Annotated in this window: 9 protein-coding genes; 2 read left to right on the top strand and 7 right to left on the bottom strand. The window is 67.5% G+C overall.

Translation table 11 applies throughout. The features are described 5' to 3' along the window. Positions 1 to 20: 20 nt before the first annotated feature. Positions 21 to 1220 (bottom strand): MexX/AxyX family multidrug efflux RND transporter periplasmic adaptor subunit, encoded by a 1200-nt coding sequence (locus CFB41_RS08480; protein WP_089456180.1) that lies wholly within the window; start codon positions 1218 to 1220, stop codon positions 21 to 23. Positions 1221 to 1370: 150 nt separating this feature from the next. Here CFB41_RS08480 and CFB41_RS08475 point away from each other — a divergent pair, with 150 nt between their 5' ends. Both CFB41_RS08475 and CFB41_RS08470 read left to right on the top strand, forming a co-directional pair. Beyond that, positions 1371 to 2018: a TetR family transcriptional regulator gene (locus tag CFB41_RS08475; RefSeq protein ID WP_089456179.1), complete on the top strand. Its 648-nt coding sequence runs from the start codon at positions 1371 to 1373 to the stop codon at positions 2016 to 2018. A gap of 338 nt (positions 2019 to 2356) precedes the next feature. Further along, positions 2357 to 3619 (top strand): M23 family metallopeptidase, encoded by a 1263-nt coding sequence (locus CFB41_RS08470; RefSeq protein WP_089456178.1) that lies wholly within the window; start codon positions 2357 to 2359, stop codon positions 3617 to 3619. A gap of 163 nt (positions 3620 to 3782) precedes the next feature. On the opposite strand, the gene CFB41_RS08465 is transcribed toward CFB41_RS08470, so the two are convergent. The 6 genes from CFB41_RS08465 to CFB41_RS08440 all read right to left on the bottom strand — a co-directional run bounded on the left by CFB41_RS08465 (position 3783) and on the right by CFB41_RS08440 (position 11349). Continuing rightward, positions 3783 to 4508 carry an amino acid ABC transporter permease gene (locus CFB41_RS08465; RefSeq protein WP_089456601.1) on the bottom strand — a complete coding sequence of 242 codons (726 nt, stop codon included), beginning with the start codon at positions 4506 to 4508 and terminating at the stop codon, positions 3783 to 3785. 2 nt (positions 4509 to 4510) lie between these two features. Next, positions 4511 to 5233, bottom strand: a complete 723-nt coding sequence (locus CFB41_RS08460; protein ID WP_089440047.1) for an amino acid ABC transporter permease — start codon at positions 5231 to 5233, stop codon at positions 4511 to 4513. A gap of 97 nt (positions 5234 to 5330) precedes the next feature. Beyond that, entirely contained in the window at positions 5331 to 6146 is an 816-nt protein-coding gene (locus tag CFB41_RS08455; protein ID WP_089456177.1) for an ABC transporter substrate-binding protein, read from the bottom strand. A gap of 186 nt (positions 6147 to 6332) precedes the next feature. Further along, positions 6333 to 7316, bottom strand: coding sequence for a fimbrial protein (locus tag CFB41_RS08450; RefSeq protein WP_256940895.1), 984 nt, complete (start codon positions 7314 to 7316; stop codon positions 6333 to 6335). A 241-nt stretch (positions 7317 to 7557) separates the two neighbouring features. Continuing rightward, positions 7558 to 10566 carry a GLUG motif-containing protein gene (locus tag CFB41_RS08445; protein ID WP_089456175.1) on the bottom strand — a complete coding sequence of 1003 codons (3009 nt, stop codon included), beginning with the start codon at positions 10564 to 10566 and terminating at the stop codon, positions 7558 to 7560. A 78-nt stretch (positions 10567 to 10644) separates the two neighbouring features. Beyond that, positions 10645 to 11349 (bottom strand): molecular chaperone, encoded by a 705-nt coding sequence (locus CFB41_RS08440; RefSeq protein WP_256940894.1) that lies wholly within the window; start codon positions 11347 to 11349, stop codon positions 10645 to 10647. Positions 11350 to 11405 lie beyond the last annotated feature (56 nt).

The raw sequence follows: 11405 nt of genomic DNA, 5'->3' as shown, positions 1-11405 counted from the left end.
GGTGGTGTGGTGTTGACCAGTCAGGTTTGACGGGCGGCCGCCTGCGAAGCGGCCGCTGCCGGCACCGCCTTCGACGGCGGCGCCTGCTCGACGGGCTTGACGTCCGTGTCGGGCGCGAACTGCGCGGCGTTGTCGACGATCACGCGCTCGCCGCCCGCGAGGCCGCGCGTGATGCGCCAGTCATGGCCGCTCATCTGGTCGGCCGTGACCTCGACGTCCTTGACCTTGCCGTTCGTACCGACGACCCGCACCGACGTGCGGTCGGCCGTGCGCAGCAGCGCATCGCGCGGCACGAGGATCGCCCGCTGGTCGACCGCCGTGTCGAGCGCGATCCGCACATACGCGCCCGGCAGCAGCTCACGCTCCGGATTCGGGAACAGCGCGCGCATCGCGACGGTGTCGGTGGTCGGATCGACCGCGAGATCGCTGAACAGCAGCTTGCCCTTCAGCGGATACGCGGTGCCGTCGGCGCGCAGCAGCGTCACCGCGATGTCGTGCTGCGCGATGCCCGTCGCCCGCCCGCTCTTCACCGCGCGGCGCAGCGCGTCGACGTCGGCGGCCGGCTGCGAGAAGTTCACGTAGATCGGATCGAGCTGCTCGACGGTCGTGAGCGGCGTCGCCTGGTCCTGGCCGACCAGCGCGCCTTCGGTCACGAGCGCGCGCCGGGCGCGGCCCGCGATCGGCGCGGTGACGGTCGCATAGTCCAGTTGCAACTGCGCCCGCGCGAGTTCCGCCTTCGCGGAAGCGACGTCCGCCTTCGCCTGCGTGTCGGCCGCGACGGCCTCGGTGTGGTCGCGCTCGCTCACCGCGCGATCGCGCACGAGATCGTCGTAACGGCGGCGCTTGTCGCTCGCCGCGAGCGCGGCGGCCTGCGCCTTCGCGAGCGCGCCCTGCGCGGCGTCGCGCGCGGCCTTCAGCGGTGCGGGATCGATGCGGAACAGCACCGCGCCCTGCTTCACTTCCTGGCCTTCCTCGTAGGTGCGCGCGGTCACGATGCCCGCGACCCGCGCACGCACCTCCGCCTGCCGGTACGCGTCGAGCCGGCCCGGCAATTCGACGGTCATCGGCACGGCCGTCGGGCGCACCGTCACGACCGTCGCCCGTTTCGCGGCCTCCGGCGCCGCGTCCTTGTCGCCCTTTCCACATCCGGCCAGGGCCAGCACGGCCGCCAGCGCGAACGGCGCCAGTCGGTGGCGCAACAGGGAGCGATTGTTATTCATGTGTGACCTCGGATCGTTCGCCACCGATAAAATGCGGCGGCTCAGGGTGGCCGATTATAATCAGTCACGACTGATTAAATACACGCCGTTTCAATCTGACCGTCACACTGTCTCAATAAAACGACAGCGAACTGTAAGGAATTTCAGGACATGGCTCGCAAGACCCGCGAAGAATCGCTCGCCATCAAGCACCGGATCCTCGACGCCGCCGAGCTCGTGCTGCTCGAGAAAGGCGTGGCGCAAACCGCGATGGCGGACCTCGCCGAGGCCGCCGGGATGTCGCGGGGCGCCGTCTATGGCCACTACCGCAACAAGATGGAAGTGTGTCTCGCGATGTGCGACCGCGCGTTCGCGCGCACGTCGGAAGGCTTCGACGCGGGCGAAGGGCTGCCCCCGCTCGCCACGCTGCGGCGCGCCGCGTCGCACTATCTGCAGGAATGCGGCGAGCCGGGCCCGATGCAGCGCGTGCTCGTGATCCTCTATACGAAGTGCGAGCAGAGCGAGGAGAACGGCGCGCTGCAGCGGCGCCGCATGCTGCTCGAATTGCAGATGCTGCGGATCACGAAGGCGCTGCTGCGCCGCGCGATCGCGGCCGGCGAAGTCGCCGCCGATCTCGACGTGCACCTGGCCGCCGTCTATCTCGTGTCGCTGCTCGAAGGCGTGTTCGCGTCGATGATCTGGACCAACCGGCTGCGCGGCAACCTGTGGAACGACGCCGAGGCCATGCTCGACGCCGGCTTCGACACCGTGCGCATGTCCGCCGCGCTGCGAAGCCGCGCGCACAAATTGCCGGACTGACGGAATTTGTCGTAATAAATGCTGATTTAACCCGATTTACCGCACTGCGAAACGAATGAGCTGACCCCCTTTAAAATTTTTAACGTTTCGCGGAACATCGGTAGACTGACGCTGTCATCTTTCTTTAGCGTCTTCGTGATAACCGGGTACGACCCGGCATGCACGCCGCCGTTCGAAGCGGGCCCGCCCCGCGCGTTGGGTCGAACGGAAACGACACAGGCCCCTGGCGGGGCCTGTTTTGTTGCACGCCCGCCGCCCGCCCCGTCGCTGCCCGACGGATGTGCCGCCGGTGGACCCCGCCCACACCCCTTTGAACCGCTTTCCTGGATGTGGACACCTTGGTCAAGTCTGCCGCTACCCCTGATGCTTTCGCGCCCGGCCGCGCGCAGCGCATTGCGCGCGCGCTCGTGCCGGCCGCCGTGCTCGGCGCCCTCGCCGCACTCGGCCTCGCCGCGCTGCCGGCCGTGTCGCAACTGCCGGGCGCCGTCGATTCGGGCACGGCCGCGCTGCCGCAGCGCGTGCTGTCCGACACGCCGTTTCCCACCGCGCAGCATTTCGTGACGAGCGAACTCGCCCGCACGATCGGCGAGCGCAACGATGCCGGCGAACGCAACGACCGCAACCCGCAGCCGGGGCTGTTCGCGCCGCTCAGCGCGCACCGCAACGAGATGCTCGGCTACGCGAACCTGTTCCAGTTCGCGGCCCCAGAAAACCAGCACGGGATGCGCGCGGGCGACATCGAGCTCACGCTGTCCGATACGCTGAACCGTCTCGACGTGCCGCCCGAGGTGCGCATCCAGCTTGGCGATCTCGTCAGCGGCAAGGTCGCGATGCGGGCGAGCGCGCAGCGCGGCGACTACTACCGCGTCGCGTTCGATACGAGCGACGGCACGCCGCGCCTCACCGCGCTCGAACTGCGCGTCGCCGGCCGCACGTTCGGCGCGATCTGGTTCCGCGCGCCGGGCGCCGAGCACGGCGCGTACTACGCGCTCGACGGCTCGCCGCTCGAAGCCGCCGCCTTCACGATGCCGGTCAAGTGGACACGCATCAGCTCGTTCTTCGGCGAACGCATTCACCCGCTGTCGCAGGCGATGGCGTTCCACACGGGCGTCGATCTTGCCGCGCCGAGCGGCACGCCCGTCGATGCGGCGGCCGATGGCGTCGTGTCGTTCGTCGGCACCGATCCGGGCGGCTACGGCCGCTACGTGATCGTCGATCATGCCGATGGTTACTCGACCTACTACGCACACCTGTCCGCATTCGCGCACGGCCTCAAGACGGGCGAGACCGTGAAGCAGGGCCAGCGCATCGGCTCGGTCGGGATGACGGGCGCCGCGACGGGCCCGCACCTGCACTTCGAGGTGCGCGTCGCCAACAATCCGGTCGATCCGCTCGTCACGCTCGCGAGCGCGCAGACGGCACTGTCCGACATGCAGCTCACCGCCTTCCGCCAGGAAGCGGCGCAATGGCGCTTCCGTCTCGCGTCGATCCGTACGACGCCGTTCGCGTTCGCGCAGAACGACGGGCCGCTGTGGGGCGATTTCGCGACCGATTCATCGACGCTGCGCGCCGTCTTCAATACGCATTACTCGGCATCGTGATGCACGTGCTGCGCGCCGTTGCTCGACTCGCAGCGGCGCGCAGCAGGCGCTCAACCGTCCGTGCCCCTGCCCCCGAGCGGGGCTGGCCTGCGTGACGCGCTGTCCGCTGCGCGGACTTAACGACACACCATCTTCGGCCATTCGAAACGGCCGCGGCATGCCGTCACCGCGCGGGTTCCGTGTATTCGGCCGCCGCGTGCGCGGCGCGTTCCGCGCGCGGGCGCCGCGACAGCAGCCAGCGTGCCGCGCCGTCGAGCGACGTGCACAGCACCAGATAGATCAGCGCGACGAACAGGAAGATCGGTGCCGGATACACCATCAGCCGGTTGTTCACCTGCGTCGCGACGAACGACAGCTCGGGCACGCCGACGATATACGCGAGCGACGTGTCCTTCACGAGCGCGACCCACTGGTTGACGAATGACGGCGTCATGATCCGGATGGCCTGCGGCAGCAGCACGTAGCGCACCGTCTGCCAGCGCGTGAGCCCGAGCGACAGCCCGGCCTGCCATTGCCCGTCGCCGGCCGCTACGATGCCCGCATGCACCGCATGCGCGAGATACGCGCCGCCGATCAGCGCGAGCGCGCACACCACCGTCGCGAGCCCCGGCACGTCCATGTGCAGCAGCATCGGCATCAGGAAGTAGGTCCAGAAAATCAGCATCAGCACCGGAATCGCGCGGAAGAAGCCGATGAACGCGAGCAGCAGCACGCGCACGGGGCCGCGCGCAAGCGCCATCGCCACGCCGAGCGCGATGCCGAGTACGGCGGAGGCGACGGCCGACGCGATCGCGAGCAGCAGCGACAGCGCGGCGCCGCCGAGCGGCCCTTCCGGGAACGCGCCCACGAGCAGGTACGGCAGATTGGCGAACAGCAGCGAGAGATCCATCGTCAGCGCCCCGCTCCCAGCCGGTCGCGCCATTGCGTGGCCGCATACGCGAGCGCTTCGATCGCGGCCACCGCCGCGACATACAGCACGGTCGCCACGCCAAAGGCGGCGAAGGTCTTGAACGTCTCGGTCTCGACCTGCCGCGATGCATACGACAGCTCGGCCACGCCGATCGCCATCGCGAGCGACGAGTTCTTCACGAGATTCATGTATTGGCCGAACAGCGGCGGCAACGCGATGCGCACCGCCTGCGGCAGCACCACGTAACGCAGCGACTGCATCGGCGTGAGGCCGAGCGCGGCCGCCGCATCGTGCTGCGCGCGCCGCACGCCGCGCAGGCCGGCTTCGCACTCCTCGGCGACGAACGCAGCCGTATAGGCGCTCAGCCCGACCCAGCCCGCGACGAATTCGAACGACGGCCACGCAAGCGTGAACGGGCCGATGCTCAACGCATGACGCGCGTTCAGCCACGCGATCCATGGTTCGGGCAGCAGCGACGCGACACCGAAATACCAGAACAGCAACTGCACGAGCAGCGGCGTGTTGCGGAACGTGACGACGTACGCGGCCGCCATCGCGCGCGGCGCCGTGCCGCGCGCATGGCGCATGACCGCGAGCAACAGCCCGCCGGCGGTCGCGACGACGGCCGACGCGGCCGCGAGGCCGAGCGTCAGCAGGAAGCCCTGCCAGAGCCAGGACAGGTATTTGGGAGCCAACCCGAGCATGCTGTGTTGCGGGCGCGAAGCGCGCGATCGGAAGAATGCGAAAAGCGCCGCTCGGCCAATGATGCTTTGGCCAGTCGCGGCGCGCGTGCGATGCGGATCAGGTCTTGTCGCCGATCCGGAAGATGCGTGTGAGCGGCGTCTTCGTCGTCGGCCCGAACCATGCGTCGTAGATCTGCGCGGCGCGGCCGTTCGCCTCGAGCCCCTTCAGCGTGTCGTTGACGAAGCCGAGCAGGCGCGTCTCGCCCTTCGGCACGCCGACACCCATGTAGTCGTTCGAGATCGTGAACGCCGGGATCTCGTAGTTCTGCTTGTCCGGCACGTTCGCGAGCAGCCCGATCAGTTTCGGGCCGTCCTGCGTGATCGCCTGCACGTTGCCGGCGCGCAGCGCGGCGAACGCGAACGGCGTGTCGTCATACGCGACGATCGTCGCCTTCGGGAATTTCTCGCGCAGCGTGATCTCGTTGGTCGTGCCCTTGTCGGCACCGACACGCAGCGCGTTCAGCTGGTCGGCCGATTTCAGCACGCCCTTCTTCGCGAGAAACTGCTGGCCCGACGAGAAATACGGAATGCTGAAGTCGACCTGCTTCGCGCGCTCGTCGGTGATCGTGAAGTTCGCGAGCACGAGATCGACCTTGCCGGACGTCAGGAACGGAATGCGGTTCGCCGGGTTGGTCGGCTGGAGCTGCAGCTTCACGCCGAGCTTGTCGGCGAGTGCCTTCGCATAGTCGACGTCGAGGCCGACGATGTGATTGCTTTTGCCGTCGACATAGCCGAACGGCGGGTTGCTGTCGAACGTCGCGACGCGCAGCACCCCGGCCTTCTTGATGTCGTCGAGACGGTCCGCATGCGCGACGGTGCCTGCGGTGATGAGCGCGGCTCCGACGAGCCACGTAGCGAGCGTGTGGAATTTCATGAGCACGACCTGATTTGTTATGAAGGCCGCCGCGGATCGCGCGGCGGCCCGGTTCGAAGAACATCGCAACGGAGTGTGTCGTCGCGAAGCCGCTAACCTATCAGCGCGTGCGGCGAATCCGAACCAACAAATGGTGCTTTGCTCAGCGGGTTTCGTGATGAGGCATGCGCGACGCGGCGCGCGCCATCACGGGAACGTGAACGTGAATTCCGCCGCCCCATTCGCGCTCCCCGGGCTCAGCTCGCCATCCGTGCCGGTTCGGATGTACTGGGCAAGCAGCGGGATCGTCGCCGTGTCGCCGCTGCGTATCATCGGATAGGTCGGTGCCGTGCCCGGATCGCCGTATGCAATCCGTTGCTTCGTCTGCCCGTGCGTCATCACGATATTGAACCCGCGTGCGACTGCCCGGCCGGCCGGCGCGCTCAACTGCAGCAGCGTTGTGTCGGGATTCGGCTGCGGGGCCTTGTCGCGGAAACTGATCGACGGCTTGGCCGCGGCCGCGCACTGGCTGAGCGTGATATCGAAACTGACGGGCTCCGACACCGCGTGCAAGGCCGGAAAACGGGTGATCGCGAAATTCCCGAGCGTCACCGGCTTGACCCAGTCCGACTGGATCTCGCAGCGGTTCGGTACATGTAATTCGCACTCGCTGCCGATGCAGACGTTGCCGACGCCGACGAAGGCGATAGCCTGTGCGCACAAGGACGTCTGTTCCGGCACCGTCACGGTGCCGCCCACCGACGCGGCGCCTTTCGGCAAGTCGATCGCATAGACCTCGACGGTCGGATTGCCCGGCAAGCTCTTGACGACCAGCTTGCCTTGCGGCAACTGCGAGACGGGCTTGTCGAGCACGAGATATTGCCGGAAGCTCATCGTCTGTACGTCGCCACCGCCCTGGTTCGCGCGGCCGAGATTGCGCTTCATGGTCACCATCGGCTGCGAATCTTGCCGCAGGGTATTCTCGACGCCGTCGCCGGACACGCCTGCCCACTTGAAGCCGATCCCGTTGACGTTCGTCTTCGCGACACCGTTCGTGACAAGAGCGCCGTTCGTCCAATGCCCGGCTCCCACCAGTTCGTGCTCCTCGGGCGCAGTGCCGTATTTGAACGAAACGAAGAGCGTAACGGTGCGTTGATACAGGATCGAGTCGACCGGTGTGATACTCGTCAACGGCGTGATCATCTTCCAGGGTGACGCCTGGGTGTTGCTGAATGTGCAATTCTGCGCCGTCGCAGCACTACCGCCCTGCGCCATGACGTGTGTGGCGAATGCAAGCGCCAGATATCCCGCCATCGCCACGCGACGGACGGTCCGGCCGGTTCGCCATGGCTTGCACCATTGACTCGTCTTCATGTTTTCTCCCGTTGCTGCAGCGGCGGGCGCCGGTCATGCGCGCCCGCCGCCCGCCGCATTACTCGATCACACCGAGATTGAGACCGGCAATCTTCTGCAACCCGGCCTCGCCGACCGCGATGCTGTTGCGGAAGATGCCCCGGTTGATGCCGACGAGACCGCCCAAGGTCTGGTACGACGACACGTTGATCCGCCCGCTCGCGGCCGAGCGTTCGACGAACCCCGCATTCAGGCCGATCAGGCCGCCGAGTGTCGCGTAACAGCCGGCGCCGATCGAGCCCGACGCCGATGCATCGTGCACCGTGCCGAGGTTTTCGCCGGCAAACCCGCCCACCGTGCTCGACGCGCCGCCCGTGACGTTGCCGGTTGCCGACGCGGTATCGATCTCGCCGGATGTCGTGTTAGCGCCGGCGAAGCCCCCCACCGATGCACCGACACCGCCGAATACGTCGCCGCTCGCATCGACGTTGGTCAGTTCGGCCGCGTTGCTGCCGACGAAACCACCCGTCTTGCTGTAGTTGCCGCCGGTCGTCTTGCCACGCGCGACCGAGTGTGCAATCCGGCCGCCGAGATGGCTGCCGACGAAGCCGCCATTGGCGCCCTGCCCGCCGGTGACCGCGCCGTGCGCTTCTGCCATGTCGATGGACGCATACATGCCCAGGTTGATGCCAACGAAACCGCCGGTCGAACCCGTCGATGCGCTCATGACGGCGCCCAGCGCCTTGCTGCCGGTCACGATGCCCTGGTTCAGCCCGACGAAGCCGCCGATCGCTTGCGCATATCGGCCGTCGACGACACCGCTTGCGCTCGAATTGGCAATCTTGCCGGTATTGACGCCGACGAGTCCGCCCGCCGTACCGCCCGAGCCCCCTGTCACACGCCCCAGCGCCGTTCCGTCGTCGATCCTGCCAAGCAGGTTCGCGCCCACGAGCCCACCGACGTTCACGCCGGCGATATTGACGCCCGACGTGGTGCCCCGACTCGTCGACCGCAGAATGACGCCGCCCCGATTCACGCCGACGAGACCGCCGATCGATGCCTGGTTCGATGCGCCGCCCGTGACGGTGGCGTTGGATTCGCTGTCGGACACGATCCCTGCCCCCGTCAACTCGATGCGGTTTTCGCCGACCAGGCCGCCAACGGCATACGACATCCCGTTACCGGCCACGGATCCGGCAAATGACGATTGCGAAAGCTCGCCGCTATTGATGCCGACCAGGCCGCCCAGCGCGTTGCTGCGGCTGGCGCCGGCACTCACCTGCATGCCCGTCGCGGTCACGTTCGTGATCTTGCCGGCGTTTTCGCCCACCAGCCCGCCGATGGCGACCGGACCGACACCGGACGCGGCACTGACGCGCAGCGACGCCAGCTTGAGGTTGGCGAGCGTACCGGTGTTGCGGCCGAACAGCCCCGCATACGGATCACTGCTCGTGATGGTGAGGTTGCTGATCGTGTTGCCGAGGCCATCGAACACGCCGGAGAACGACGCGCCCGAACCGAGGGTCTTGAACGTGGGGCAGGAGTAGTAGGAACAGGAACCGGCGATGTTGTTGCCGAGGACATACAAGCCATCGAGATTCGTATTGACGCCCTGCAACTGCTGCAGGTTCTGGATCACGGTGTAGCGATAGCCGTTCGACTCGAAGCCGGCGCCGGTGCCCGACAGCGTCACGGCCGCGGCGCCCGTCAGCGAATGCGCGACGCCGTAGTCGAGCGTCAGCAGCGCGTTCGCGCCGGTCAGTGCGATCGGTGCCGCGATCCGCACGTTGTTCTTCGCATCGATGGCCACCCGCGCGTTCGCCCCCGTCGCGCGCAGCGCACCGTTGACCGACACGTCGCCTTGCCGGCTGGCCAGCGCCAACCGGTTGCCGCTGGCCCAGGTCACCGGCCCGTCGACCGATACCGCGCCGCGTTCGGCGACCAGTTCGACATCGGTCGTCGCGAGATTGCGCGACAGCGTGTCGGCCACGATCGTACCCGGCTGGTTCGCTCCCGCCTTGACCGACACGTCGGACGATGCGATGCGCCAGGTGCCGCCGCGCCCATTGGTCGCGCGTGTATCGACCATCGCGCCGAGCGCCACCTTCACGTCGGCGCCGCGGGTGTCGACCGTGCCGCCATTGCCCGGCGTCGTCGCGCTCGCGTTCAGCGTGCCTGCAACATTGACGGTGCCGGCGTCGTAACCGTCCAGCGAGATCCGGCCCGCGACGTTCCTGAGCGTGCGCGCCTCGATGGTGCCCTGGTTGTTGACCACCGTGCGCAGCAGCGTATCCGCGGTCTTCGCGCTCATCAGCACCTGCCCGCCGTCGGCCTTCAATAGCTGTTCGTTGCTGACCAGCGCATTGATGGCGCCCTGGTCGATCTGCACGTTCAGCAATTTGCGGCCATCGAAGTTCAGCGTGGCGTCGCTGCCCGCACCCAGCGCGACGGTGCCCATCTGCGCCTGGACGATCCCCTTGTTGATGACTCTCGCGCCGAGCAGCGCGATCGCGCCACCGTCGCTCGCCACGAGATTGCCGACGTTGTGCACTTCGCTCGGAGATTTGCCGGAGAACCGGAAGCGGCCGGCTTCGAAATCGTCGTTCTTGATGTCCAGCGTCGTCGCCACCAGGCCGCCGACATTGACCTGTGCCCCCTTGCCGAACACGATGCCGTTCGGGTTGACGAGGAACACACGGCCGTTCGCCTCGATGTTGCCGTGGATGGCGCTGGCATCCTGGCTGATCACCCGGTTCAGTGCGATCGACCTGTCGGACGGCTGGTTGAACGTGATGCGCTGCCCCTTGTCGACGCTGAACGTCTGCCAGTCCGTCACCAGCTTGTCGGTGTGCTGGTTGACCGACATCTGCTGCCCGTTGTCGTAGCGCAGAATGTCGGCCTTCCCGGACACGATGTTCTCGCCCGTCGGCAGCGCATGCACGGACGTCGCCGCATTACCCGCAAGCAGTGTCGCCACCGCGACGACGCGCGCGCGCATCGCGGACTTGCCGTGCCGGCGTACCCGTTCGCCGACTGCCTGCCAAACGCCCTGCCTGGCGTTCCATACCAAAGCGTATGTCTTGTTCATGCTCGTTTTCCTTGTTGTGGTTGAAACCCTGTCGATGCCCCGACAGGACGGGTACTGCAAGCACTGACGGTCCGTCGGTCACGGCGGCGCGAACTGCGCCCGGTATTCGTTCGATGCGCCGCTATCGTCGACGGCGTCGAACACGATCTCGGCGTCCCCCTTTCCGTCGGACCGCGTGCCGGCCGGAATCTCGGCCCGACCGAACGGCGCGATGTCCACCGCGCGGCTCGCCGGCACGACGGGTTCGCCGTTCAGCAGCACGCGCGTCAGCGTCACGTAGTACGGCGTGGGATTGGTGGCGACGATCGTCGGAGCAGCCTGCCGGTTCGCGCGTGTCCAGGTCAGCGCATTCGGCGCACGATCCGGATCGCCGGCGAGGCCGGGCGGTCGATACAGGAGCTTCATGCGCAGCCGGTAAGCGATGCGCAGCGTGTTGTCGTGCGTCGGCGCGGCCGGCGGCACTTCGAGCAGGTTGATCCAGAAACAGGATTCCCGGTCGGTCGGCAAATCGCTGCCGATGGACTGCACGCGAATCGCCAGCGGCCGTGCCGGATCGAGTCGCACGAGCGGCGGCGTCACGACGAACGGCACGCGCAGGCGGTCGGGATCGGCATTCGCGTCGCCTACGTCGAGCCACGCCTGAACCAGGATCGGCTCGGCGCCACCGTTGCGCGCGAGGATCGTCAGCGCACGGGCATCGCCGGGATAGACGAAGCGGGTGCCGACCACGGACAGCGCCGCGTGGCCGGTGACGGCGCCGACGCTCGCCGCGCAAGCCACCACCGCCGCGCGCGCGATCCTCCCGGCGCGGGTCGTTGCGAGGGCTCGGCACGACGTTC

The organism is Burkholderia sp. AU33803 (assembly GCF_002223095.1).
Lineage (GTDB): Bacteria > Pseudomonadota > Gammaproteobacteria > Burkholderiales > Burkholderiaceae > Burkholderia.
This window is presented reverse-complemented; position numbering and strand designations above follow the sequence as displayed.